At 47.1% G+C, this 26,224-nt stretch carries 26 protein-coding genes and 1 tRNA gene; 24 read left to right on the top strand and 3 right to left on the bottom strand.

The window, feature by feature from the left end:
• From JEU20_RS04475 to greA, 10 genes are all read left to right on the top strand, one after another.
• Positions 1-555, top strand: a 555-nt coding sequence (locus JEU20_RS04475; protein ID WP_198243834.1) for a diguanylate cyclase, incomplete at its 5' end; no start/stop codon positions are given.
• Between the two features lie 135 nt (positions 556-690).
• Positions 691-1,623: a hypothetical protein gene (locus tag JEU20_RS04470; protein WP_198243833.1), complete on the top strand. Its 933-nt coding sequence runs from the start codon at positions 691-693 to the stop codon at positions 1,621-1,623.
• Positions 1,624-1,637: 14 nt separating this feature from the next.
• Entirely contained in the window at positions 1,638-2,297 is a 660-nt protein-coding gene (locus tag JEU20_RS04465; RefSeq protein WP_198243832.1) for an HAD family hydrolase, read from the top strand.
• A gap of 165 nt (positions 2,298-2,462) precedes the next feature.
• Positions 2,463-2,645 (top strand): hypothetical protein, encoded by a 183-nt coding sequence (locus JEU20_RS04460; protein WP_198243831.1) that lies wholly within the window; start codon positions 2,463-2,465, stop codon positions 2,643-2,645.
• A 279-nt stretch (positions 2,646-2,924) separates the two neighbouring features.
• Positions 2,925-3,887 (top strand): beta-ribofuranosylaminobenzene 5'-phosphate synthase family protein, encoded by a 963-nt coding sequence (locus tag JEU20_RS04455; RefSeq protein ID WP_198243830.1) that lies wholly within the window; start codon positions 2,925-2,927, stop codon positions 3,885-3,887.
• Positions 3,871-4,968, top strand: coding sequence for an ATP-grasp domain-containing protein (locus JEU20_RS04450; RefSeq protein WP_198243829.1), 1,098 nt, complete (start codon positions 3,871-3,873; stop codon positions 4,966-4,968). The genes JEU20_RS04455 and JEU20_RS04450 overlap by 17 nt, the downstream gene beginning before the upstream one ends.
• A gap of 4 nt (positions 4,969-4,972) precedes the next feature.
• Positions 4,973-5,956, top strand: coding sequence for a methenyltetrahydromethanopterin cyclohydrolase (gene mch / locus JEU20_RS04445; RefSeq protein ID WP_198243828.1), 984 nt, complete (start codon positions 4,973-4,975; stop codon positions 5,954-5,956).
• A gap of 120 nt (positions 5,957-6,076) precedes the next feature.
• Complete coding sequence (carA, locus tag JEU20_RS04440; RefSeq protein ID WP_198243827.1) at positions 6,077-7,207, top strand: glutamine-hydrolyzing carbamoyl-phosphate synthase small subunit; 1,131 nt, start codon at positions 6,077-6,079, stop codon at positions 7,205-7,207.
• Positions 7,208-7,223: 16 nt separating this feature from the next.
• Positions 7,224-10,439 carry a carbamoyl-phosphate synthase large subunit gene (gene carB, locus JEU20_RS04435; protein WP_198243826.1) on the top strand — a complete coding sequence of 1,072 codons (3,216 nt, stop codon included), beginning with the start codon at positions 7,224-7,226 and terminating at the stop codon, positions 10,437-10,439.
• Positions 10,440-10,554: 115 nt separating this feature from the next.
• Complete coding sequence (gene greA / locus JEU20_RS04430; RefSeq protein WP_198243825.1) at positions 10,555-11,031, top strand: transcription elongation factor GreA; 477 nt, start codon at positions 10,555-10,557, stop codon at positions 11,029-11,031.
• A 56-nt stretch (positions 11,032-11,087) separates the two neighbouring features.
• On the opposite strand, the gene JEU20_RS04425 is transcribed toward greA, so the two are convergent.
• Positions 11,088-11,354, bottom strand: a complete 267-nt coding sequence (locus tag JEU20_RS04425; protein ID WP_198243824.1) for a YhbY family RNA-binding protein — start codon at positions 11,352-11,354, stop codon at positions 11,088-11,090.
• Between the two features lie 77 nt (positions 11,355-11,431).
• On the opposite strand from JEU20_RS04425, the gene rlmE reads away from it, so the two are divergent.
• From rlmE to JEU20_RS04395, 6 genes are all read left to right on the top strand, one after another.
• A complete protein-coding gene (gene rlmE, locus JEU20_RS04420; protein ID WP_198243823.1) occupies positions 11,432-12,058 on the top strand; it encodes a 23S rRNA (uridine(2552)-2'-O)-methyltransferase RlmE in 627 nt (208 codons plus the stop codon).
• A 113-nt stretch (positions 12,059-12,171) separates the two neighbouring features.
• On the top strand, positions 12,172-14,073 hold the full coding sequence (gene ftsH / locus JEU20_RS04415) for an ATP-dependent zinc metalloprotease FtsH (RefSeq protein WP_281066826.1): 1,902 nt from the start codon (positions 12,172-12,174) through the stop codon (positions 14,071-14,073).
• Between the two features lie 83 nt (positions 14,074-14,156).
• Positions 14,157-15,497: a phosphoglucosamine mutase gene (glmM, locus tag JEU20_RS04410; RefSeq protein ID WP_198245874.1), complete on the top strand. Its 1,341-nt coding sequence runs from the start codon at positions 14,157-14,159 to the stop codon at positions 15,495-15,497.
• A 56-nt stretch (positions 15,498-15,553) separates the two neighbouring features.
• Entirely contained in the window at positions 15,554-16,300 is a 747-nt protein-coding gene (gene tpiA / locus JEU20_RS04405) for a triose-phosphate isomerase (protein WP_198243821.1), read from the top strand.
• Positions 16,301-16,316: 16 nt separating this feature from the next.
• Complete coding sequence (gene secG, locus JEU20_RS04400) at positions 16,317-16,784, top strand: preprotein translocase subunit SecG (protein ID WP_198243820.1); 468 nt, start codon at positions 16,317-16,319, stop codon at positions 16,782-16,784.
• A 6-nt stretch (positions 16,785-16,790) separates the two neighbouring features.
• A tRNA-Leu gene (locus JEU20_RS04395) sits at positions 16,791-16,875 on the top strand.
• 114 nt (positions 16,876-16,989) lie between these two features.
• Here the strand turns inward: JEU20_RS04395 and JEU20_RS04390 are convergent.
• Together JEU20_RS04390 and epmB are read right to left on the bottom strand one after the other, a co-directional pair.
• Positions 16,990-17,568, bottom strand: coding sequence for a beta-class carbonic anhydrase (locus JEU20_RS04390; protein WP_198243819.1), 579 nt, complete (start codon positions 17,566-17,568; stop codon positions 16,990-16,992).
• 629 nt (positions 17,569-18,197) lie between these two features.
• A complete protein-coding gene (gene epmB / locus JEU20_RS04385; protein ID WP_245395105.1) occupies positions 18,198-19,226 on the bottom strand; it encodes an EF-P beta-lysylation protein EpmB in 1,029 nt (342 codons plus the stop codon).
• 67 nt (positions 19,227-19,293) lie between these two features.
• Between epmB and efp the strand changes: the two genes are divergently transcribed.
• The 8 genes from efp to JEU20_RS04345 all read left to right on the top strand — a co-directional run bounded on the left by efp (position 19,294) and on the right by JEU20_RS04345 (position 26,224).
• Positions 19,294-19,863 carry an elongation factor P gene (gene efp / locus JEU20_RS04380; RefSeq protein WP_198243818.1) on the top strand — a complete coding sequence of 190 codons (570 nt, stop codon included), beginning with the start codon at positions 19,294-19,296 and terminating at the stop codon, positions 19,861-19,863.
• 9 nt (positions 19,864-19,872) lie between these two features.
• Complete coding sequence (gene epmA, locus JEU20_RS04375; RefSeq protein WP_198245870.1) at positions 19,873-20,847, top strand: EF-P lysine aminoacylase EpmA; 975 nt, start codon at positions 19,873-19,875, stop codon at positions 20,845-20,847.
• A gap of 81 nt (positions 20,848-20,928) precedes the next feature.
• Entirely contained in the window at positions 20,929-23,160 is a 2,232-nt protein-coding gene (gene bamA / locus JEU20_RS04370) for an outer membrane protein assembly factor BamA (RefSeq protein ID WP_198245868.1), read from the top strand.
• Between the two features lie 173 nt (positions 23,161-23,333).
• Positions 23,334-23,834, top strand: a complete 501-nt coding sequence (locus JEU20_RS04365; RefSeq protein ID WP_198243817.1) for an OmpH/Skp family outer membrane protein — start codon at positions 23,334-23,336, stop codon at positions 23,832-23,834.
• 14 nt (positions 23,835-23,848) lie between these two features.
• Positions 23,849-24,295 (top strand): 3-hydroxyacyl-ACP dehydratase FabZ, encoded by a 447-nt coding sequence (fabZ, locus tag JEU20_RS04360; RefSeq protein WP_198243816.1) that lies wholly within the window; start codon positions 23,849-23,851, stop codon positions 24,293-24,295.
• A complete protein-coding gene (gene lpxA / locus JEU20_RS04355; protein ID WP_198243815.1) occupies positions 24,292-25,062 on the top strand; it encodes an acyl-ACP--UDP-N-acetylglucosamine O-acyltransferase in 771 nt (256 codons plus the stop codon). Before fabZ ends, lpxA begins: the two co-directional genes overlap by 4 nt.
• Positions 25,059-25,637, top strand: a complete 579-nt coding sequence (rnhB, locus tag JEU20_RS04350; protein ID WP_198245866.1) for a ribonuclease HII — start codon at positions 25,059-25,061, stop codon at positions 25,635-25,637. The genes lpxA and rnhB overlap by 4 nt, the downstream gene beginning before the upstream one ends.
• 101 nt (positions 25,638-25,738) lie before the next feature.
• Positions 25,739-26,224 (top strand): DUF3465 domain-containing protein, encoded by a 486-nt coding sequence (locus JEU20_RS04345; protein ID WP_198243814.1) that lies wholly within the window; start codon positions 25,739-25,741, stop codon positions 26,222-26,224.

Genomic DNA, 26,224 nt, shown 5'->3' with positions numbered 1-26,224 from the left:
AAACTGGCTAAAGCGCAATTGGAATTAACCTTGGCTAATCAAGCGTTGGAGAAATTATCTTTATTTGATAGTTTGACCGGCTTGGCCAATCGCCGCCATTTTGACCAGACGCTGGATAAAGCATTTAAAGCTGCGCAACGCAGTAAAGTCCCAATGACCTTGATTATCTGCGATATTGATTTTTTTAAACTGTATAACGATCATTACGGTCATCAACAAGGCGATGATTGTCTGGCACAAGTGGCCGCGGCGATTGGTCGCTGTATGCGCAGGCCATCCGACCTGGCATGCCGCTATGGCGGGGAAGAATTTACCATGGTTTTACCGGATACCACGCTGGAAGGGGGGTGGCGCGTGGCCGAAAATATGCGTCAGGCAGTGCTTGATAAAGCCATTCCTCATGAAAAGTCAAAAGCGGCCGATTGTGTGACATTGAGCCTGGGCGTGGCGAGTTATTTTGGTCAGATCAAGACGCCCGAGCAGTTACTGAAGCAGGCGGACGACGCCTTATACCAGGCCAAGCAGAAAGGGCGAAACCGGGTGGAGCTGACTTAAACCTGAATCGGTGACTTCCGCGGCCTGTTATCCACATGAAATCTCGGAGTCAGGTTAAAATTATGTTACGGCATCACGCGCTTGGGCTAACGCCTTATTTCTTTTTGTTGCGTCGTTTCCAGGAAATTTCAGCGAATGATTAAACCTAAGGACTTTATCGAAACAAACACTGGACTGGTGTTTGCGGTGGTTGATGGCGAGCCGGAGCAGGGGCGTGTACTCTGCTTTCTGCGTTATCGCCAACACGGAGGGCGTTGGCAAAAACTAGGCACAGTGGAAGCCAACCGATTACTGCAACAGCATGACCCGGAAACACTGTTTTTTTCCAACAGGCTACAGGCGACTGTTCATGCCGTGCCTATGTCTCATATTCAAGCGCACCATAGACCGCAGGTTCGACTACAACAATTGTTATCGGTTTCGGCAAAAGATGATGTTGAACAGGCGTTACAGGGTTTTTGTACATTGCTTAAGCAGTATGGGCTGGATTTGCAGCAGGTGGGGGTGACAGGTTCGATGTTGATTGGTGCGCAGAATACAGCTTCTGATATTGATCTGGTGTTTTATCGACGCAGTGTTTTCCAACATGCTCGGCGTATCGTAGCTGATTTGGTGCAACACGATCTGTGTCAGTCATTAAATTTATCTGATTGGGAAGACGCCTGGCGACGTCGTGGCTGTGATCTGACTTTGCCCGAATATATCGCCGGTGAGCGGCGTAAACATAATAAAGTCATGTTTAAACAGCGGAAAATTGATTTGAGTCTGTTGGCCGATGATGCGCCTAAACCTGGCTCAAGTTGGCATAAAAAAGGTCATGTGACTGTGTCGGTCAAAGTGATTGATGCGACTTATGCATTTGATTATCCTGCCGTTTATAAGATTGAACATAGCGCTATTATGGAAATTGTCTGTTTCACGGCGACTTATTTCGGTCAGGCCGAAGCCGGTGAATGGGTGGAGGTTGCCGGGCAACTAGAAGTTGCAGAAACGGGCGAGAAGCGCATTATTATTGGTTCGAGTCGCGAGGCGACAGGTGAATATATGCGTAGCGTGCACACTCGTTAGCCGTTTTTGTTTTGATGCAAAACTTAAAAGATTTTTCCGCCATTATTTTTGATTTAGATGGCCTGGTACTCGATACCGAAGGCAGTTATTTTGCTGCCTGGAAAATGGCTGCCGCGCAAATGGGTTTTGAATTGGAGGATGCTTTTTTATATCGCTTGTCCGGCTTACATTATCAAGCGGTGAAGCAGGCAATTGCGACACACTGTGGCGAGGGGTTTGATGTCGATGAATTTATCCACCGCAGCGGCGTATGTTGGCACGAGTGTGTGCAAGTCAAAGGTATCGAAATTAAGCCTGGGGTTTATATGTTGCTGGACTGGATTAAGCGGAACGGTATTCCTTTTTGTCTGGCGACAAACAGCCATTCCGATAATGCGCGTCAGTGTCTGGAGTTAGCGCGTTTGCAGGGCGTATTCGACATCATTATCGGCCGCGAACAGGTCAAGCAGGGTAAACCTGAGCCGGATATTTTCAAATATGCGGCCGACAGGCTGAATATTCCGGTTCGAAAGTGTCTGGTACTGGAAGATTCCTTGACCGGGATTAAAGCGGCTAAAAGCGCCGGAGCGATTAGTGTTTTTATTCCGTCTTACCAGCCAGCGAATATCGAAGCGGTTAATCTGTCTGATTATACGCTGGATAGTTTGGCGCAGTTGGTTGAGTTGCTGGGGTGATTTGGAATGTGTTCAAAAAGTTATGTGCGAACAGTATAGGGTCGATATTGCCAATCAGCTTTGAATGCGGCTGATGGTTTTAGCATGATATAAACTTGAATGGTAATGGGCGTAGAGCATTGATTTTTCAAGACGCGTAGATACATCCATGTAGCTCTGTGCAACATGGATGTTGCACAAGCCTGTAAAATCATCATACAAGCTGATGTTACGCGGTGGCTCTTTAATTTCATTTCCATGATTCCCCGTTTCACCATTACCGAGAAAGAAAAAGCCATCTCTGGCCTCTCTCTTATCGACACAGAGACCACTGAGAACACAGAGAATGAAACCGTGCAGCAAGGATAAACAACAGATATTTCAACAGAGTCGTTGATAACATCATGAATCCAGACCACTCAAGGATATTAAACGATACAAACGATAACTCTGTGCGCTCTGTGGTCTGAAGTGTCTATATGGGTTCCTACGCAGGAGTGTGGGAATGAGGAAAGAGTTACTGCGTAACATCAGATACAAGTTACCTTGAATGTTTGTTTTGTCCCGATAAAAATGAGGCGCGGGTATGCACGAACATCTGTGTGAAGCGTATAATGCGCTTTTTTAAATCTAAGTTGATCCAAGACATTGAAGTATTCAGGTAAACAGGTTTCTGTTATTGCCCCGGCGCGTTTGCATATGGGCTTTATCGATATGAGTGGCGCATTAGGCCGACATTTTGGCAGCATCGGCGTTGCTTTAAATGAAATCAGCACACGCCTTACCATGCAGCAGGCCGAGCAATTGACGGTAACGGGGTGCGTGGTTGATCGGGCAAAAAAATGTACACAGCAGCTTTGTCAGGCGCTGGATGTTTCTGATTGTTTGGCGCTGCATATTGAAACAGCTATTCCTGAGCATGTGGGGTTAGGCTCTGGCACGCAACTGGCGCTGGCGATTGGCTCCGCGTTGAATGCCTTTTATGATTTGGGATTGAATGTGCGTGATGTTGCTCGTCTGACAGATAGAGGTCAGCGTTCAGGGATAGGTATTGGCGTGTTTGAACAGGGCGGCTTGGTGGTCGATGGGGGGCGTGGTGAACATACGGTTACGCCGCCGATGATTGCGCATATGGTGGTGCCGGAGCAATGGCGTTTTGTACTGGCTTTTGACCGTCGTGGACAGGGTTTGCATGGCAAACAGGAGGTCAGTGCATTCAAAGCCTTGCCGCCGTTTCCACAGGCGCAGGCGGAAAAATTGTGTTATTTGTTGCTGATGCAGGCATTGCCCGCCATCGCCGAGCAGGATATACAGCGATTTGGTGATGTGATTACGCAGTTGCAAACGGCGGTTGGTGAGCATTTTGCGTCGGTGCAAGGAGGTGTGTTTACCAGTCAGGATGTTGCCGATGCTATGCACTGGTTACAACAACAGGGGGCGGTTGCAATCGGTCAAACGTCCTGGGGGCCAACCGGTTTCTGTGCGGTGGACGGGCCGGAGCGTGCCGAACAATTGTTACAGGAACTCAACGCGCGTTATCGGGATAATCCCAATCTTGAGTTTCGCGTTGTTAGCGCACGTAATAGCCGCGCGAATGTGTGGGTGTCTTGAGGTTGTACTGGTCGTAGCCCGGTCGGGCCGCATGTTGGCGCAAAAGCTTAATGCATTGGGCTACCGGGTATTGGTCATCGATTGCTATGCCGATTTGGATATGCAGGCTGTCGTTTGGGATTGGCGGCAGGTTGATTCCTTGTCGCTCGATGTTGTTCGGCCTGTTTTTTTGCAGTTGGCAGGGCGCTATTCAATCGATGCTGTTGTCTATGGTTCAGGATTTGAGGGCGAAGTCGAAACATTGCATTTTTTGCAACAACAGTGTGTTTTATTGGGTAATACGGCGACGGTTTTCCAATCGTTGCAAGATAAAACACAGTTTTTTAAGACGTTAAAGTCGCTCAACATTCCGCATCCTGAGGTACGCTTTGACTCGCCTCTAAAAATGGATGGATGGTTGTTAAAACCTTATGCCAGTGAAGGGGGGGTGGGCATTCGGCGTGCCGTTTCAGCAACATCAGGCTATTCAGGCTATTGGCAGCGTTATGTGTCGGGGTATGCGATGTCGGCCCTGTTTTTAGCTTGGCCAGATCAAGTAGAGATTATCGGCCTTCATCGGCAATGGGTGAGCTCGGTAAATAATGATAATCCTTTTTTATTTGCCGGCGTGGTTGCAGAGTCGGCATTTCCAGTAGCGTTAATCCGGCAGGTATTGGTATGGCTGACGCAATTGACGCAGCTTTATGGTTTGCGGGGGCTGAACAGTCTGGACTTTATCTATGCCAACAATACGATATGGGTGTTGGAAATCAATGCGCGGCTATCGGCTAGTGTTCAACTCTATGAGGAAAAAATCGTTGCAGCTCATATTATGGCTTGTTTAGCGAAAAAACCGCAAATAAGCTACAATAAGCGGCTGTTTGGTGCGTATAAAATCGTTTATGCAGAATGCTTGAGGCGGGTGCGGAATAATCTGATCTGGCCGGACGAGGTCAGGGACAGGCCGCCGCCCGGTAGTCTGATTCAGCCCGGTGAGCCGATGTGCAGCCTGGTTGTGCTAAACGACAATACAAAATCCATAAAACAGCAGCTGGCCGTCATCGAACGCCAGCTTATCGACTACATGACAGACAGGTGTTAAAAACATGCAATTTAAAGCGAGTGTAAACCAACTGACTCAACCTCTGGTACAGGAACTGATTGACGATGCCGATCGCTTGCGGGTTGAAGTCAGTCGACTGGAAAATGGTTGCACAATTATTGATGCCGGCATTAGCGTGCCAGGCGGATTGGAGGCCGGTCGCATCATCACCGAAATTTGTATGGGTGGACTGGGAACGGTCAAGCTGCTGCATTCGGCCTATACTAATAAATGGCCATTAAGCGTCAATGTGCATACCAGTAATCCGGTTTTATCTTGTCTCGGCAGTCAATATGCTGGCTGGAGTCTGGCGCATGAAAAATATTATGCTTTGGGTTCAGGGCCAGCGCGGGCGATGGCGACCAAACAGAAAGACGGCGAGACCGTGCCAGTGGAAGAGCTATATAGTGAATTAAATTATCACGATACAGCCGACCAAGCGACTCTAGTGATTGAAAATGACGCTATTCCACCGCTTGAAATCGTCGAAAAAGTTGCGGCTGCCTGTGGCATTACGCCGGAAAAGTTGACCATTATCATGACCCCGACCAGTAGCATTGCTGGTTGCGTTCAAGTGGTCGGGCGTGTGCTGGAAGTTGCTATGCATAAGGCTCATGAACTGCATTTTCCGCTGGAAAATATCATCGATGGCAGCGGCAGTGCGCCAGTCTGCCCACCGCATCCTGATTTTGTCAAGGCGATGGGGCGTACAAACGATGCTATTTTGTTCGCAGGGCAAGTGCATATCTTTGTCAAAGGTGAAGATGAAGCCGCTGAAAAGCTGGCGAAAGAGCTACCGAGCTGTACATCACGTGATTATGGCAAGCCTTTTGCCCAGGTGTTTAAAGATAATAATTATGACTTCTTTAAAATCGATGGCATGTTGTTCAGCCCGGGCAGTGTGATTGTGACGAATATTGAATCGGGCAACAGTTATCGAGCCGGTATTTTAAATAACGAGTTGCTCGAATTATCATTTGCTAGCTAGGCGCAAATTACGTAAAATTAGAAAGATTTGGCCGTTGTCAAAGCGGCTCTGGTTTTTTCTTTTTAAGCGGGAGGAGTCGTATTGGCTTGTCCCGTTTTGCACATTTTAAGGTGGCTGATCTTGAATAAGTCCGCATTGCTGGTACTGGAAGATGGAACGGTTTTTCATGGAACCTCGATTGGCGCAGAAGGCTGTGCTGTTGGGGAAGTCGTTTTTAACACATCGCTGACAGGCTATCAGGAAATCTTGAGTGACCCGTCATATGCAAGTCAAATCGTAACCCTGACCTATCCCCATATAGGGAATGTCGGCACTAATCCGGAGGATGATGAATCCGATGCTGTGTATGCCAGTGGTCTGGTGATACGGGATTTACCGTTGATTGCCAGTAACTGGCGCAGTCAGCAAAGCTTGCCCGACTATTTAAAACAACATAATGTGGTGGCGATTGCTGATATTGATACCCGCCAGCTGACGCGACTGTTGCGCGATAAAGGTGCACAACGTGGCTGCATTATGGCGGGTGATGAGGTTGATGAAAATACAGCATTACGCGCTATCGACAAATTCCCTGGACTGAAAGGGCTGGATTTGGCTAAAGAAGTCACGACTAAAGAGCCTTATGTCTGGCAAGACGATATTTGGCGGCTAGGCGAAGGCCATCGGCGGATTGAGCAATTTGACAAGAATGTCGTCGCCTATGATTTTGGCGTCAAACGCAATATTTTACGATTGCTGGTGAATCGTGGTTGTAAAGTCACTGTCGTTCCTGCAACTACGCCAGCGGAAGATGTTCTGGCAATGCAGCCCGATGGTGTGTTTTTATCCAATGGCCCTGGCGATCCTGAGCCATGTACTTACGCGATCGAGGCGATTAAAAAAATTCTGGCCGAAAAAGTGCCGGTTTTTGGTATTTGCCTGGGGCATCAGCTTCTAGCTTTAGCTAGTGGTGCGAAAACAGTGAAGATGAAATTCGGTCATCACGGCGCTAATCATCCGGTACAGCAAAAAGCCACAGGGCGCGTCATGATCAGCAGCCAGAATCACGGTTTTGCGGTGGATGAAAACAGTCTGCCGGCCGTGCTCAACGCGACTTTTCATTCCTTGTTCGATGGTAGTCTGCAAGGGATCGAGCGCACCGATTGTCCAGCCATGAGTTTCCAGGGGCATCCTGAAGCCAGCCCCGGGCCGCACGATGTCGAATTTTTGTTTGATGACTTCGTCGCCATGATGAACCGTACCCACCCTTAACGCCAAGCGGAAGAACATGCCAAAAAGAACCGATATAAAATCTATTTTATTGCTGGGCGCGGGCCCTATTGTCATTGGTCAGGCCTGTGAATTTGATTATTCTGGCACACAAGCCTGTAAAGCCTTACGAGAAGAAGGTTATCGCGTCATTCTGGTCAATTCCAATCCAGCGACGATTATGACGGATCCGGATATGGCCGATGCCATCTATATTGAACCGATCGATTGGCAGACGGTAGAAAAAATCATCGACAAAGAACGGCCCGATGCTATTTTACCCACAATGGGCGGTCAAACCGCCTTGAACTGCGCGTTGGATCTAGATGCGCACGGTGTGCTGGAAAAATATCAGGTTGAAATGATCGGTGCAACTAAAGAAGCGATTCATAAAGCTGAAGACCGGGATTTGTTCAATCAGGCCATGCGCCGTATCGGCTTTGAAGTGCCGCGTTCTGAAACTGCACATAATATGGAAGAAGCCTTTGCCGCACAAGCTAAGGTGGGGTATCCGACCATTATCCGGCCGTCATTTACCATGGGCGGCAGCGGCGGCGGTATCGCTTACAATAAAGAAGAGTTTATCGAGATTTGTGAGCGTGGGTTGGAATTGTCGCCAACTAAGGAATTACTGATTGAAGAGTCGGTACTCGGTTGGAAGGAATACGAAATGGAAGTGGTGCGTGATTCCAAAGACAATTGCATCATCGTCTGTTCAATCGAAAATCTTGATCCGATGGGGGTACATACGGGAGACTCGATTACGGTAGCCCCTGCACAAACACTGACGGATAAGGAATACCAGATTCTCAGGAATGTTTCGCTGGCGGTATTACGTGAAATTGGTGTTGATACGGGGGGCTCTAATGTGCAGGTTGCCATCAATCCGCATAATGGCCGTCTGGTCGTGATCGAAATGAATCCCAGGGTATCGCGCTCTTCAGCGCTAGCATCGAAGGCGACAGGTTTTCCCATCGCCAAGGTGGCGGCAAAACTGGCAGTCGGTTACACCTTGGATGAATTGAAAAACGAAATTACCGGTGGGGCGACACCGGCTTCCTTCGAACCGACGATCGATTATGTCGTCACCAAAGTGCCACGTTTTACCTTTGAAAAATTTCCGCAGGCCGATGACCGCTTGACCACCCAAATGAAATCGGTTGGCGAGGTCATGGCGATCGGCCGCACGTTCCAGGAGTCCCTGCAAAAGGCTTTGCGAGGGCTTGAGGTGGGGGTCGATGGTTTGGACGAATGGAACGATCTAGCGGCGGATAATGCACAGGACAATATATTGAGTGAGCTGCGTCATCCTGGGCCGCATCGGCTTTGGTATGTGGCGGATGCATTTCGTAGTGGTTTATCCTTTGAAGACATCCACGAAGCCAGCAAAATTGATCCCTGGTTTCTGGCGCAGATTCAGGATCTGGTTGAAACTGAAAAAACACTGGCGACCAAAACGCTGGCAACCTTGTCGGCGGAAACCTTGTTACGCTTGAAGCGTAAAGGTTTTTCCGATGCCCGGTTGGCCAAATTGCTCGACACCAAAGAGTCTGAAGTACGTAATACGCGACATAAGCAAAATATTCGGCCGGTGTATAAGCGGATTGATTCCTGTGCAGCCGAATTTGCCTCTGATACCGCCTATTTGTATTCTACCTACGAGATAGAATGTGAAGCGCGGCCGACAGATCGGGATAAGATCATTATTCTCGGCGGTGGGCCAAACCGGATCGGTCAGGGAATTGAGTTTGATTATTGCTGTGTTCATGCCGCATTAGCCTTACGCGAAGACGGTTATGAAACCATCATGATCAATTGCAACCCAGAAACGGTATCGACCGATTTCGATACCTCAGATCGATTGTATTTTGAGCCCTTGACGCTAGAAGATGTGCTGGAGATTATTGCCCTGGAAAAACCGAAAGGGGTGATTGTGCAATATGGCGGCCAGACGCCATTGAAATTAGCACGCGCTTTAGAGGCAATGGGTGCGCCAATAATCGGTACCTCACCGGACTCTATCGACTTGGCTGAAGACCGGGAGCGTTTCCAGAAATTGCTGGAACGATTAGGGCTTAAGCAGCCGCCAAATGCAACGGCCCGCTCGGTAGAGCAGGCGGTCAATGCCGCCAAAGAACTGGGGTATCCGTTGGTGGTACGGCCTTCTTATGTGTTGGGTGGTCGCGCTATGGAAATCGTGACCGATGAAGAAGGTTTGCAGCGTTATATGAAAGAGGCCGTCACCGTGTCCAACGATTCGCCAGTGTTGCTGGATCGTTTTCTCGATGATGCGGTGGAAATGGATGTCGATGCCATTTATGATGGTGAAACGGTTTTGATCGGCGGTTTGATGGAGCATATTGAGCAGGCTGGTGTTCATTCTGGTGATTCGGCCTGTTCGATTCCACCTTATGATTTACCAGAGCATTTGCAGATGCAACTGCGTGAACAGGTGGCTCGCATGGCCGAGGCATTGGGTGTGCGCGGCTTGATGAATACTCAGTTTGCGATTCAGGGTGAAACGGTTTACGTTTTAGAAGTTAATCCACGCGCATCTCGAACCGCACCGTTTGTATCGAAGGCGACTGGCTATCCATTGGCTAAGATTGCCGCCCGGGTCATGGCCGGAACAAGTCTTAAACAACAGGGCGTTACCGAAGAAAGAATCCCTAAATATTATTCGGTCAAAGAAGCGGTATTTCCGTTTGTTAAATTTCCAGGCGTTGATCCCTTGTTAGGACCAGAAATGAAATCGACCGGCGAAGTCATGGGTGTTGGCGAAACCTTTGGCGAGGCATTTGCCAAATCGCAGCGTGCAGCGGGCGTAGATTTAAGTTACAGCGGTAAGGTGCTGATGAGTATTCGTGAGCGTGATAAACCTAAGGCCGCTGAAATTGCACAGATGTTGATCGATAAAAATTATCAGATTGTTGCCACTAAAGGGACGGCGAAAGTATTGCAGGATGCCGGTATCGATTGTGAAGTGGTATTTAAAGTGAACGAAGGGCGGCCGAATACGGTCGATATGATTAAGAACGATCAGATTCAGTTGATTATCAATACCACTGAAGGCCTGAAATCAATCGCCGACTCATTCACCATGCGGCGTGAGGCCTTGCAGCACCGAGTGACCTATTACACTACCATGGCAGGCGCTAGAGCAGCATGTTTTGCGCTGGGTGAGCTCGATGCCGGCAGTGTCAATCAATTAAAGGATCTGCACAAAAACGTGTAAAGCGAAAGGTGCATCGCTTGTGTGATGAATGAAACGGTCTTGAATGATTAAGACCTTTGTGAAGTTTTAAATGCCGCATCAACAGGATAGCGGTAGAGATGAGATGGAGTAGTTAATGCAAAAAATTCCCTTAACGGTTAATGGCGCAAACAAATTGCGTGAAGAACTGGAAGAATTAAAAACAGTCATTCGGCCGCGGATTATTGCGGCGATAGCTGAAGCACGGGAACATGGCGATTTGAAAGAAAACGCCGAATACCATGCGGCACGGGAGCAGCAAAGTTTTGCTGAAGGACGCATTGCTGAAATAGAAGGCAAATTGGCTAATGCCACGATTATCGATGTGACGAAAATGGATGCTAAGGGCAAAGTTGTTTTTGGCTCAACGGTAACGATTGAAGACCTGGATGACGAAAAAACCGTGACCTATCAAATCGTTGGTGAAGATGAAGCCGATATTAAGGCAGGCCGTATTTCGATCGGCTCGCCGATTGCCAGGGCATTGATTGGCAAAGAAGTTGAAGATGTGGTGACAGTTAAGGCACCGGGTGGTGAGAAGGAATATGAAATTATCAAAATAGAATATATTTAGACGATTGGATGTTTCCGGTTAAGTGATAGTTTTACAGTGACTTAACCGGATTTGTTTTATTTATCTGGATTTTTTCTATAAATAACAGCAATTTGACCTATCATTTGAACAGGCTCGGCCTCAGTTTTCAGGCAAAGCTGATGTTGAATTTCAAGACGTTGATCCTTGTCAGTACGGATTTTAATTTTAATCAGCTCATGAGCGTTGAGTGCAATATTTGTTTCTTTGATAACCGCGTCCGTCAATCCGAGTTGACCAATCGTGACAACGGGTTTTAAAGCATGGGCCTGAGATTTCAGTTTCTTTTTTTCAGCAGCGTTCACAGTTAACCTTATAGTTATTATGTTATGCGTCTATTGCATAACGTATAAAAAGACGCAATTCTACACTACCCAACAATATGGCGAGAAGTAAAAGTAGCAATCAATGGATGCAAGAGCATTTTCAGGATGAATATGTTAAAAAAGCCCAGGTGATGGGCTTGCGCTCCCGAGCAGTTTTTAAACTAATGGAAATTCAGGAAAAAGACAAGATTATTCGCCCAGACATGAATGTTGTTGATTTAGGCGCGGCCCCTGGTGGTTGGACTGAATATGTTAGAAAAATCGTCAATAAAAAAAATAAAGTTATCGGGTTGGATTTGTTGCCTATTGAGCCGATTGTCGGTGTCGATTTTATTCAGGGCGATTTTCGGGAAGACGATGTGTTAGAACAGCTCTACACGGTGCTGGCTGGAGCCCCGGTGCATCTTTTATTATCAGACATGGCACCGAATATGAGTGGCAACAAGGCGGTCGATTTGCCGCGTGCGATTTATCTGGGTGAGTTGGCGCTAGATGCTGCCAATACTTTATTATGCGAAGGCGGTGTCTTTTTGATCAAGATGTTTCAGGGGGTGGGCTTTGATGAATTTCACCGGCAAGTGAAAGCGTGTTTTTCATCGGTGGTTATTCGAAAGCCCAAAGCCTCAAGGGCCAGGAGTAATGAAGTTTATATCCTGGCAAAGGGCTTTAAAAGGTCGGCTTAGGGTGGCGTTATGGGTTGCGCAGTATTTGGTAGTAAACCGTCAGGTTAATCCTTGCTACAATTAATTCTAAATTTTTCGAGACGAATCAGTCTGGAGTGTGTAATTTGAACGATATGTTTAAAAATCTGGTGTTGTGGGTCATCATCGCCATCGTGTTGATGTCTGTTTTCAACAATTATGGTCCTAGGGGTATTCAGACCGCAGAAAACCTGTCCTATACCCAATTTCTGGATGCCGCCAAAGCCGGTCAGGTTCAGGAGGTGGTTATCGAAGACCACAAAATCATTGGCAAAATGAGAAGCGGGCAACTGTTTAAAAGTTATGCACCGAATGATATTCACCTGGTGGATGACTTAATTGCTAGTGGCGTTGATATTAAAGCTAAACCGCCGGAAGAGCCTTCCTTGCTGATGCAGATATTTGTCTCGTTTGGGCCTATATTGCTGTTGATTGCTGTATGGGTGTTTTTTATGCGGCAAATGCAAGGTGGCGCCGGCGGCCGGGGAGGCGCGTTGGGTTTTGGCAAGAACAAGGCCAGAATGATTGACCCGAAACAAAACAAAGTGACCTTTGATGATGTTGCCGGTTGTGATGAGGCCAAAGAAGAAGTTGCTGAGATGGTTGATTTCTTAAAAGATCCTGCCAAATATCAGAAACTCGGTGGCCGTGTTCCAAAAGGCGCGTTGATGGTTGGCCCACCAGGTACCGGGAAAACATTGCTGGCGCGTGCAATTGCCGGTGAAGCGAAAGTCCCGTTTTTTACCATTTCAGGTTCTGATTTTGTGGAGATGTTTGTCGGCGTGGGCGCGGCGCGGGTCAGAGATTTATTTGAAGAAGCCAAAAAAAATGCGCCTTGTATTATCTTTATCGATGAGATCGATGCGGTGGGTCGCTCGCGGGGTGCCGGTTTAGGTGGCGGTAATGATGAGCGCGAACAAACCTTGAACCAACTGTTAGTCGAAATGGATGGTTTTGAGGGTAATGAAGGTATTATTGTTATTGCCGCAACCAACCGAGCTGATGTACTGGATAAAGCTTTGTTGCGGCCTGGACGTTTTGATCGGCAGGTGGTCGTTGGATTGCCGGATGTTAGAGGGCGTGAACAAATCTTGAAGGTTCATTTGCGTAAAGTGCCGACTGCCGATGATGTGGAAGTCAAATATATCGCTCAAGGTACGCCGGGGTTTTCAGGGGCTGATCTGGCTAACCTGGTCAATGAAGCCGCCTTGCATGCTGCGCGACTGAATAAAAAATTGGTGACTATGGCAGATTTGGAAATGGCCAAAGACAAGCTCATCATGGGAGCGGAGCGCCGCTCAATGGTGATGACTGAAAAAGAAAAGAAAATGACGGCCTATCATGAAGCCGGTCATGCCATCGTCGGGAAAATGGTGCCGGAGCATGATCCGGTTTATAAGGTCAGTATCATGCCGAGAGGGCGTGCATTGGGTGTGACTATGTTTCTTCCCGAACGTGATGAATATAGCATCAGCAAGCGCAAACTCGACAGTATGATTTCTAGCCTGTATGGCGGTCGTATTGCCGAAGAATTAATTTTTGGCTGGGAAGAAGTGTCCACGGGTGCGTCAAATGACATTGAGCGTGCAACCGAAATTGCGCGTAATATGGTGACTAAGTGGGGGTTGTCACAACGACTCGGACCTTTGACTTATAGTGAAGAAGAAGGTGAGGTTTTTCTGGGGCGCTCGGTGACGCAGCATAAAACCGTGGCCGAAGATACTGCGCATTTGATCGATGAAGAAGTACGCGCCATTATCGATCGAAATTACGAACGCGCCGATAAAATCTTGAAGGAGAATATGGATATTTTGCACGCAATGGCGGAAGCATTGATGAAATATGAAACGATCGATAAAGATCAGATCGATGATGCAATGAACCGCCGTCCAATCAGAAAGCCAGCAGATTGGGAAGATGACTCGACCTCAAAAGGGGGTGGCGTGATTGCGACGTCGGATAAAAAAGCATCGCCATCAGGTGATGCAGCCGAGTAGGAATCGTAAAATGGACTACACTAAAAGAGGCTTTACCGCCTCTTTTTTTGAGCATACATAACAACTGCAGCAGAAACATGAGTATAAACAAAAAATATTTTGGTACCGATGGGATTCGAGGAAAAGTCGGCGATTATCCAATCACGGCCGATTTTGTATTGAAACTGGGTTGGGCTGTTGGTCGGGTTTTTGCTAAAGAAGGGCATGGATTTATTCTGGTCGGCAAAGATACCCGTATTTCTGGCTATATGTTTGAATCAGCATTGGAAGCAGGGCTTTCGGCAGCCGGTGTCGATACGAAAATGCTTGGCCCCATGCCGACCCCGGGTATTGCGTATTTGACCCGAACCTTGCGAGCGCGTGCCGGAATTGTCATCAGTGCCTCGCATAATCCTTATTTCGACAATGGCATCAAGTTTTTTTCGGTCGAAGGCACCAAGCTGCCTGATGAGCTTGAGTATCAAATAGAGCGCTATATTGATTCAGACATGACCACCGTTGAGTCATCCCAATTAGGTAAAGTGCAGCGGGTGAGTGATGCGGCTGGTCGTTATATCGAGTTTTGTAAATCAACTGTACCGTTAAAGCTCGATTTTAGTGGCATGCGAATCGTAGTCGATTGCGCCAATGGCGCGACGTATCATATTGCGCCGCATGTTTTCAGCGAGATTGGGGCTGAGGTCGTTTCCATTGGTGTCAATCCGAATGGTCTGAATATTAATGAGGACTGTGGTGCGACCAATACGCATACCTTGGTCGAAAAAGTTAAAGAATATCGTGCGGATTTAGGTATTGCCTTAGATGGTGATGGCGATCGTCTGATTATGGTTGATCATCAGGGCGAGGTTGTCGATGGCGATGAGCTGATTTATATCATCGCTCGATCACGTCTGAACGCTGGACAGTTGACAGGGCCAGTCGTCGGTACGTTGATGACAAATCTGGGGATGGAACATGCGTTAAAGGCTGAAGGGATAAAATTGCTACGTGCCAATGTCGGTGACCGGTATGTAATGGAAATGTTAATCAAGGAAAACGGTGTTTTAGGCGGCGAAGGATCAGGGCATATTATTTGTCTAGATAGAACGACAACCGGTGATGGCATTGTTGCGGCATTACAGGTGTTGGCTGAAATGCAAGTGAGCGGCAAGAGCCTGGCAGAATTAAAATCCGGGATGCAAAAATATCCGATGGAGCTGGTTAATGTCCGTGTCGCTAAAAAAGTCGATATCAATAAGTTTGATGGTATTAAAAAGGCTGTTGCTGCGGTTGAAAAGAAATTGGGTGATAATGGACGGGTATTGTTACGCGCGTCTGGAACCGAGCCATTGATTCGGGTTATGGTCGAAGGTGTCAACGCCGAGGAGGTTGTAAAATACGCTCATCAGTTGGCTGAAGATGTCAGGAATGCAATCACTGCTTGAAAAACAGCCTCATACCCTTTAATATAACGGGTTTTATATTGTCCTGGAGTTGAGCGATGCGTCAAACTTTGATCATGGGAAACTGGAAAATGAATGGGACTCGCGCGGAGAGTCAAGCGCTTGCAAAAGCGATTGTTGCCGGCTTGGATGCGGGGGATCAGGGAATAGCCGTTTGTGTTCCTTTTGTTTATCTGTCTGATGTTCTTAGTATCATCGAGTCAACTCCTGTGGCGCTGGGCGCACAGAATGTCGCTGACCAGGAAAAAGGTGCTTATACCGGCGAGATTTCAGCAACCATGCTGAAAGATTGCGGTTGTACCTATGCTCTGGTAGGCCACTCAGAGCGTCGTACTTATTATGGCGATACCGATACTTCCGTCGCGGCACGTTTTTGTCAGGCGCAAAAGCAAGGTGTGACGCCGGTTTTGTGTATTGGTGAGACCCTGGAAGAACGCGAACAGGATAAAACCTTTTCGGTTATTGATCAGCAACTCAATGCTGTCATTGATGCGGCCGGAGTGGAAGCTTTAGCTAATGCGGTCATTGCTTACGAACCTGTGTGGGCGATTGGTACCGGTAAAACGGCGACTGCAGAACAGGCGCAAGAAGTTCATCAATACATTCGTGAAGGCCTGGCCAAACAAAATGCGGATGTCGCTGAAAACGTACAAATTCTTTATGGCGGCAGCATGAAGCCCGAAAATGCCGGAGAGCTTTTGTCTATGAATGACATCGACGGCGGGTTGATTGGTGGCGCATCATTAGATGCCGAATCATTCTTGAGCATTTATCGCTCAGCTTAACAAGTAGTAGGAAAATATGTATCAGGTTATCATCGTTGTCCATGTGTTACTGGGCTTGAGCGTTATCGGACTGGTTTTAATGCAACATGGAAAAGGAGCGGATGCCGGCGCGGCTTTTGGTAGTGGGTCGTCAGGTTCTGTTTTTGGTGCGCAAGGTGCAGCATCTTTTTTATCTAGAACAACAGCTATTCTTGCAGCATTGTTTTTTATGACGAGTTTGGGGTTAGCTTTTATAGCGGGTAATACCGGTCAAACAACCGATATTATGGAAGCGCCTGAAATTTCTGATGTGCCTTTGTCTAGCGATGATGTTTCTGTAAGTCTTGGATCAACCGACGCAGCAGCAATAGAAGAACTGCCTGCTGTAACAGACGCCGTTGAAAAAGCAAATGCTGAAGTAACACCGGTTGTCAAAGACGCTGGTAGCGCTGCCCAGAAAGCGGTGGATACCGTTGCAAACCCAGCTGGCACCGCAAAAGAATAATCACAAGCCGATGTGGTGAAATTGGTAGACACGCCATCTTGAGGGGGTGGTGACTTCGGTCGTGCCGGTTCAAGTCCGGCCATCGGCACCAACAATGAAAGTAAAAGGCCGTTAAGTTAAAGCTTAGCGGCTTTTTTATTGTCTGTGTGAAATATGAAAACCACCGACTCAAGCATGAATGAAGTCGGTGGTTATTGGTCGATAGTTACTGAACTTTGCCGGCTTCTGTTGCGCTGGGGACTTCTATTAGACTACCTGATTTTACATCATAGATATAGCCATAAACAGGAATATCTGCTGGCACGAGAGGATGTGATTTGATTCGAATGACGTCCTCGGTAACGCTTATCTCTTGGTCTTTAATGGTCAGCCACTTGATGTATTTGCCTTCTGCAGAACCCGGTCCCTCGCAGCAATCATGCCAGCCATTAGCATCAACGCTGGCTGTTTTCAAGCTTTTGCTTAATAGATCTTCCATAATGTCGTCGGTAAATGTTTCCATGCCGCAGTCGGTATGGTGAATAACGAACCATTCGCGGGTGCCGAGTAGTTTGTATGAAATGACAAGTGAGCGGATGGCATCATCACTGGCACGGCCGCCGGCATTGCGGATGACGTGCGCATCGCCTTCAGATAAACCTGCATATTTAGCTGGGTCGAGTCGGGCGTCCATGCAGGTCAGGATGGCGAAATGTCGGCCTGGAGGCATCGGCAAATCAGCCTTGTCAAAGGTATTGGCATATTCGCGGTTGGCAAGCAGGACTTCGTTTAAGATTTTTGACATAGCAGTTTCCTTTTGGTGTGTTACTTTTTTTTAGAAATCGATAACCGTGAAAGGATATCGTTCGTTTTTGGAGATAGTAACGGGTCAATAATATAAGGTATGGGGGGGGTAAGCAAGTAATTACAAATGGAATGGCGTATTAACCCAGCCTTGTCGTGCTATACAGCGATACGTTATTAACTGATGTTACGCAGTAACTCTTCCCTCATTCCCACACTCCTGCATAAGAACCCATATAGACACAGAGACCACTGAGCACACAGAGTTATCCTCTGGCTCCCGCTCTTGCGTGGGAATGAGGGAATCACAATTGCACCTCGGTACTGACTGCTATGTGTTGTGCCCACGCAGGTAGCAAGGGAACGATAAAAGAGATCACAGAGTTATCGTTTGTATCGTTTAATGCCCTTGTAGGGGTCTGGATTTATGATGTTATCAACGACTCTGTTGAAATATCTGTTGTTTATCCTTGCTGCACGATTTCATTCTCTGTGTTCTCAGTGGTCTGAGGTGTCGATAAGAAATAGAGGCCAGAGATGGCTTTTTTTCTCGGTAATGGCGAACGGAGAATTATGGAAATGAAATTAAAGAGCCACCGCGTAACATCAGTTATTAACAACAAAGCCGGGTTAACGTATCAAAGGTGTTTTATAAGCGGCGCCTGCAATTTCGCGAACCAGTTTAGGTACCAGATAGCCGGGTAATCGGGATTGTATTTGATGGTATAGTGATAATGCTTTCGAGTCGCTGATGGCGAAGTGGGCGGTGCCATGGGCAGGGTCGAGTTGATGCAGATAATAGGGAAGAATATCGCATTCAAACAGTTTTTCACTTAATGCGGATAATGTATCTGCGCAATCATTGATGGCTTTTAACAGGACACTTTGGTTGAGCAAGGTAATGTTATGGGATTTAAGCTGTTGGCAGGCTGTAGCAACTTGTGTGCTGAGTTCGTTGGCGTGGTTGGCGTGCAAGACCAGAATGGTTTTTTGTGGGCCGGCGGCGAGCAGCTGAATTAATTGCGGCGTGATACGGGCGGGAAGAACGACGGGTAAGCGGCTGTGTAGACGAATGCGTTTGATGTGAGGGATTTGTTTCAAGTTTGCGAGCAGCTGCTCTAGCTTGTTGTCACTAAGCAGTAAAGGGTCGCCGCCGCTGAGGATGATTTCCTCAATTTCGGTATGATGAGCGATATAGTCCAGTGCACGTTGCAGTTTTTGTGGCGTGATTTGATTATTGCCATAGGGAAAATTGCGCCGGAAACAATAGCGGCAGTGTATAGCACAGGCAGCGGTTGTTATCAGCAGGGCGCGGCCCTGGTATTTATGAATGAGGCCGGCTTCAGCCATGGCGGCCAAGTCACCGACCGGGTCGATAACAAAACCAGCCACAGCCATATTTTCTTGCTGCAAGGGAAGAACTTGTTTCAGCAGTGGGTCATTAGGGTTGCCAGGCTCCATGCAATCAGCAAAGCAGCGCGGCACCTTGACAGGAAATGAGGCATTAGCTTGTAGTTCAGGTAAACTGGCTATATCAATATTCAAATAATGGCAGAGTGTATCAACCCGGCTGAAAGCGTGGCTGAGTTGTTGTTGCCAAGATTCTGGAGTAGTTTGGTTAAGCGTGTCGATGGTTTTCAAGGGTTTGTTTCTGATCAAAGCAGTTGAATAGCGAATTCTATCTATTATAATGCTTTAACTTTATGGTTTGTTCACGTGAGGAAAAATGGCGACATATAGCACCAATGAGTTCAAGGCCGGTCTGAAAATTATGCTGGATTCAGACCCGTATTCCATCATTGAAAATGAGTTTGTCAAACCGGGTAAAGGTCAGGCATTTAATCGGGTCAAGGTTCGGAATTTAAAAAATGGCCGGGTGATCGAGCGGACATTTAAGTCGGGTGAAACGGTAGAAGGGGCTGATGTCGTTGAAATCGATATGCAGTATCTCTATAACGATGGCGAATTCTGGCATTTTATGGTGCCGGATACCTTTGAGCAATATCAGGCTGATGCCAGTGCAGTTGCCGATGCCAAGCAATGGCTGAAAGAACAGGATATGTGTGTTGTGACGCTATGGAATGATGCGCCCTTGAGCGTTTCGCCGCCCAATTTTGTCGAATTGGCGATTACTGAAACCGACCCGGGCTTGAAAGGCGATACTTCGGGTGGTGGTGGCAAACCGGCAACATTGGAAACGGGGGCTGTCGTTCGGGTGCCGTTGTTTGTTCAAATTGGTGAAGTCATTAAGGTAGATACGCGGAGTGGCGAGTATGTATCCCGCGTTAAAGAATAATTGAAACAAATGGATTGGCGGCCACGCTGTGCGCCTGATGTGATGCATAAACGTGCTGAAATGCTGATGGTTATTCGTCAGTTTTTTCAGCAGCGGGCAGTGCTGGAAGTGGAAACACCGTTGCTATGTCATGCAACGGGAACCGATCCGCAGTTGGATTTTTTTAGCACACAGTTTAATTATCCGCCGGATAACCCCAGATTGTTTTTGCAGACATCGCCGGAATTTGCCATGAAACGTTTGTTAGCCGCCGGCAGTGGCTGTATATATCAAATCTGTAAGGCATTTCGCAATAGTGAATCGGGGCGTTTTCACAACCCGGAATTCACCATTCTGGAATGGTATCGGCTTGGCTTTACATTGCAGGATTTGATGCAGGAAGTGGCAGAATTGTTTGAACAATTGGTTTTGCCCCAGCGCCCATTGCAGATTTTGCCGCCGATAAGTTATCAGGATATTTTTCAGCAGGCGACAGGGCTTGATCCGTTAAATTTCGATTTGCCAAGGTGGCAGGCTTTTGCGCGGCGTGAGAATTTGCACGAAGCCATTGAGATATGTGAGCAAGATCATGCCTTATGGCTGGATTTTATATTTTCCCATGTGGTACAGCCGCAAATGAAAGCAGGCTGTTTATATCGGGTGTATCATTATCCGGCCATTCAATCCGCATTGGCCCGAATTCACCCTGAAAACCCCCAGCTTGCCGAACGCTTTGAGGTATTCATTGATGGCATTGAGCTGGGGAATGGCTTTCGGGAGTTGACGAATGCCGATGAGCAGGAACAGCGTTTTGAGCGGGAGGTAGCCTGGCGTCGCCAGCACAGATTGCCTGAGGTTGAAAAAGACAGACGCTTTCTGGCGGCGTTACAAACAGGTTTGCCCGAGTGCAGTGGTATTGCGATAGGCTTGGACCGCTTATTGATGATTTTACTGAATAAAACATCAATTGATGAGGTCTTGATCTTCCCAGTCGCAAGAGCGTGATATAATCCAAAGCATTTTTATTTTAACCGGACTAATCTTTTGAAAACAGCGCGACTTTTTCAGGTCTTAATCCTTTTCCTGATGCTATGTGTTGCCAGAGGCGCTCATGCCTTTGTGGTTAAAGATATCCAGGTTTTTGGTCTGCAACGCATTTCTGCCGGCACCGTATTTAACTATTTGCCCGTCAGTGTTGGCGAGGACTTTACCCCACAAAAAGCTGCCGCTGCGATTCGGGCGTTGTTTAAAACCGGTTTTTTCAAAGATGTGGCCTTAGAGCGCTCCGGCGATGTATTGATTGTGCACGTGCAGGAACGCCCCTCAGTCGCCAAAATTATTTTTGAAGGCAATAAAGACATCAAGAAGGAAGACTTAGAAAAAGCCTTGAATGTGATCGGGCTGTCGGAAGGCAAGGTGTTTAATCGGCAATTACTGGAAAAAGTCGAACAGGAATTGACGCGACAATATTTCAGTCATGGTAAATACGGCGTCAAAATAAAAACCGAAGTGACGCAGTTAACCCGTAACAGGGTGGCTATACTGATTAAAATTTCAGAAGGCCGGGTCGCGAAAATAAAGCAAATCAATCTGGTTGGCAATAAAACATTCGATAGTGATACGTTGCTGGATTTATTTGAATTAAGGCCGACAAACTGGCTGTCGTTCTACACCAAAGACGATCAATACGCCAAACAAAAACTGTCGGCGGATTTGGAAAGATTACGGTCATATTATTTGGATCGGGGCTATATCAAATTCAGCATCGATTCTACACAAGTTACCTTGACACCCGATAAAAAAGAGATTTATATCACCATCAATATCAAGGAAGGTGATTTATATACCTTGGAAAAGGTACGTCTGACGGGTAATCTTGTCGTGCCGCCGCAAGAGTTGATTGACCGGGTGCAAGTCGGTCCTGGGGAAATCTTTTCGCGTAAAAATGCCACTTTAACGTCAAAGGCGATTTCTGATCGTCTCGGTGATGAGGGCTATCTGTTTGCCAACGTTAATATGGTGCCGGAAATTGATGAAAAAAAGAAAACGGTTGTCATGACATTTTTTGTCGACCCTGGAAAACGGGTCTATGTTCGTCGTATCAATATGAAAGGCAATACAAAAACCCGGGATGAAGTGTTGCGGCGGGAAATGCGCCAAATGGAAGCGGCCTGGGCTGCGACTCGCAAGATTGAACGTTCTAAAACACGGTTGGAACGCTTAGGCTATTTTGAGCAGGTCAATGTGGAAACACCGCCTGTCGTGGGGACTTCAGATCAAGTGGATGTCAATTATTCCGTCACCGAACGTTCATCCGGGAATCTGTCGGCCGGGGTCGGTTTTTCGCAAGTACAAGGACTCATTTTTAATGCCAATATTTCGCAAGATAATGTGTTTGGCACCGGTAAGCGGGTGAATCTGGCATTTAATAACAGTGATGTCACCACACAGTATCGATTTGGCTATTTTAATCCTTACTATACGCTTGATGGCGTCAGCATGGGATATGATTTAGGTTATGTGTCGCGTAATGCGAATAATGCCAATATTTCAAACTATACTACTGATGTCATCAATACCGGTTTCAATTTTGGGATACCTTTGAATGAGTTTGATCGTTTACGCTTTAATTTTGATGCCAAATACACAAAACTGAAAACAGGCTCATTTACATCCACCGAAATCAATGATTTTGTTTTGCAGCAAGGTGAATCGTTCCTTACGTTTTCGGCAGCTGTCGGTTGGACCCATGATACTTTGAACCGAGCTTTGTTTCCGACTTCCGGTGGGCAGCAGCGCTTTTCTGCGCTGGCTACGGTTCCCGGCAGTGATTTAACCTACTATAAAGTCTCATACAAACAGCAACAGTATTTTCCTATCAGTAAAGATTTTACCTTTCGTTTGCTAGGTGAGGCTGCGTATGGCGATGGCTATGGCGATACCAAGGCTTTACCATTTTTCGAACATTATTTCGCCGGCGGCGTGCGCTCGATACGCGGATTTAGAGATAATACCTTAGGTCCTCGAGATTCCAACAACCGTGCTTTCGGTGGAGCCAGTAAAATTGTAGGTAAGGCAGAATTGTTGTTTCCGGTACCATTTATGCAGGATAGCAAGTCGGTACGAATGGGGGCTTTTGTCGATGCCGGTGCGATTAACAGATCATTTACACTCAAAAATATGCGTTATTCTGTTGGTATTTCGGGCGAATGGTTGTCGCCATTCGGTGCATTGGCGGTGAGTATTGCGGTGCCGATGAATTCGAGCGCGAATGATCAGACCCAGTCGTTTCAATTCTCATTCGGTTCAGGATTTTAGTTTATATTTTAGATACTTTTCGCATAGGAGCTCGGCTACCGATGGTTTGTTTTTTGTCGAGAGCAAGGTGAAAAATGGCTTGTTGAGGGGATTAACGCTTATGTGTGTAGAGTATGAATTACTTTTACCCTATAATTGAAAACTTTATGACATAAACCTGAGGATGGTTAATGATGAAAACAAAAAGCGCTTTTTTCCTGGCGTTAGTCTTGGTAACGAATATCAGCTATGCAGAATTGAAAGTTGGCTTTGTGAATGTGGCGAAAGTGCTGGAAACAGCGCCGCAAGCCGCAAAAGCCAAAAAACGGCTGGAACAGGAATTTAAACCACGCGATAAACACCTGGTGGCACAGCAAAAAGAAATTCAGACGCTGGAAGAAAAGCTGGCGCGTGACGCCTCGGTGATGAGTGAGTCTGAGCGTCGCAAGTTGGAACGCGATATCATTGCCAAAAAGCGTGAAGCGAAGCGTTCTCAGCAGGAGTTCCAGGAAGACTTTAACATGCGCCGAAATGAAGAGTTAGGTAAATTGCAGCGCCGTATTGTCGAAGCGATCAGAGCCTTGGCTAAAGAACAAAGTTTTGATTTGTTGTTGACCGATGGTGTTATTTACGCCAGCGACAAAGTCGATGTAACAGCGCAGGTTCAGAACAAACTGAAACAATTGTCGGACTGAGTGTGACCTGACCGATGACAGTCTATTTAGATATTACAAAAATCACCGAATTACTGCCACATCGTTATCCATTTTTACTGGTCGACAAGGTGTTGCAGTGTGAGCCGGGTGAGCGCATGCTGGCGATAAAAAATGTCAGCATCAACGAACCCTTCTTTCAGGGACATTTTCCTGGATTGCCAGTCATGCCCGGCGTTTTGATCATGGAAGCCTTAGCGCAAACCACAGCATTGTTGACGTCTCAGAGCGATGAAAGCTGTGTGTCGGGAACCGTTTATTTTCTGGCAGGTATCGATAAAGCGCGTTTTAAAAAACAGGTGGTTCCGGGGGACCGGCTTGAATTAGAAGCGGTATTAATCAATCGTAAGCGCCATATTTGGACGTTTGATTGCCAAGCCCGTGTCGATGAACAGTTAGCCGCGCGCGCACAGATTATGTGTGCCGCCTCGGTGCCGCAATGATTGATCCGCGTGCGGTTGTATCGCCCGAGGCCGATATTGAAGATGACGTGGAAATCGGCCCGTTCAGCATTATTGGGCCGGGTGTTCAGATTGATGCGGGAACGGTGATCGAGCCGCATGTCGTAATCAAGGGCCCGACCGCGATAGGGCGAGATAATCATATTTATCAATTTTCGTCTATTGGTGAAGATCCACAAGATAAAAAATATGCCAATGAAGTCACCCGACTGGAAATTGGTGATCGTAATGTCATTCGAGAGTTTGTTACTATCCATCGTGGCACCGTTCAAGATCGTGGGTTGACTCTGATTGGCAGTGATAACCTGTTTATGGCCTATGCCCATGTCGCACATGATTGTGTGGTTGGCGATCATGTCATTATGGCCAATGGGGCATCCATAGCCGGCCATGTTCGGTTGGGCGATCATGCTATTCTCGGCGGCTTTACTCTAGTACATCAATTCACCCAGATTGGCGAATACAGTTTCTCCGCTATGGGCAGTGCGATTACGCAAGATATTCCGCCTTATGTGATGGTCGGAGGCCGTCCAACGCGCCCGCATGGTATCAATTCGGTAGGGATGGAGCGCAATGGCATTTCGGCTAAAGATATTCGTTTGATTCGCAAAGCTTACAAGATTTTGTATAAAAACAATCTTAAAATTGAAGATGCGATTGAAGAAATCGAAGAATTGGCCGGTGATAGTGATCAATTATCCCGTATGGTCAGCTTTTTGCGTAATGTAACGCGAGGGATTCTGCGATAAATAAACTGTGTGTGGTAGGGCTGGATGAGGTAGGCCGAGGTTGTATCGTCGGGCCTGTGGTTGCGGCGGCCGTGGTGCTAGATAGCGACCAGCCGATTACAGGTCTGACCGACTCCAAAAAACTCAGTGATAAAAAACGCCGTCAATTGGCGCAGGTAATTCGGGCAAAAGCCCGGTTTTGGGCCATCGGCCGCTGTGAAGCCAGCGAAATAGATCGTATCAATATTCATCAAGCCTCTTTGTTGGCCATGAAACGGGCTTTTTCAGGTCTAGGCTGTGTGCCAGATTTTGCCCGTGTTGATGGGCGCTTTTATCCTGACTTACCTTGCCCCGGTGAAACCATTATCCAGGGTGATAGTTCGGTTGCCGAAATTTCAGCGGCATCAATATTGGCGAAAGTCAGCCGCGATGACGAAATGTTGATACTTGAGCAACTGTATCCGGACTATGGCTTCGCTCAGCATAAAGGCTATCCAACCCGCTTGCATTTACAATGCCTGCAACAAAATGGTGTTACCGCATTGCATCGAAAATCATTTGGGCCGGTTAAAAAAATTGTAACGTCTCATTGTTAAGTGAATACACTCATATCTTAGAAGGTCTGAGTTTAACCACAGCTTATTTCCTGGAGGACGGGGAAATATAGGCAACAACACGGCAGGCTGGAGCTTCGATTATGAATAAAATAACTTTGTTGTTGATGGCATTGGCCATTGTCTATGGCGCGGATTATTTCAGTACCGGTCAAACGACAGGTAGTGCTTCTGTCAGTCAGCTCCTTCAAGCAAGCAGCGTCGATCAGGAGCCGCTTGGCGTAAGTTCTTCTACAACCACCAATTCTATTCAAACGCTTTTTCAACGGCAACAAAGCGATGTTCAGGTTACAGGGTCGGGGCGGGTGATCAAGGTTTTGGCTGATGATTTAAATGGCTCCCGGCATCAACGCTTTATTCTGCAACTTCCTTTCGGCATCACTGTTCTGGTGGCGCATAATATTGATCTGGCACCAAAACTGGAAGGTTTGAAAACAGGCGATACGGTTGAGTTTTTTGGGGAATACGAATGGAACCCGCGCGGGGGCGTGATTCACTGGACGCATGATGATCCGGCCGGTCGGCATGTCGATGGATGGTTGAAATTTAACGGACAGTTATATCAATAA

Source organism: methane-oxidizing endosymbiont of Gigantopelta aegis (assembly GCF_016097405.1).
GTDB lineage: Bacteria > Pseudomonadota > Gammaproteobacteria > Methylococcales > Methylomonadaceae > Methylomarinum.
This window is presented reverse-complemented; position numbering and strand designations above follow the sequence as displayed.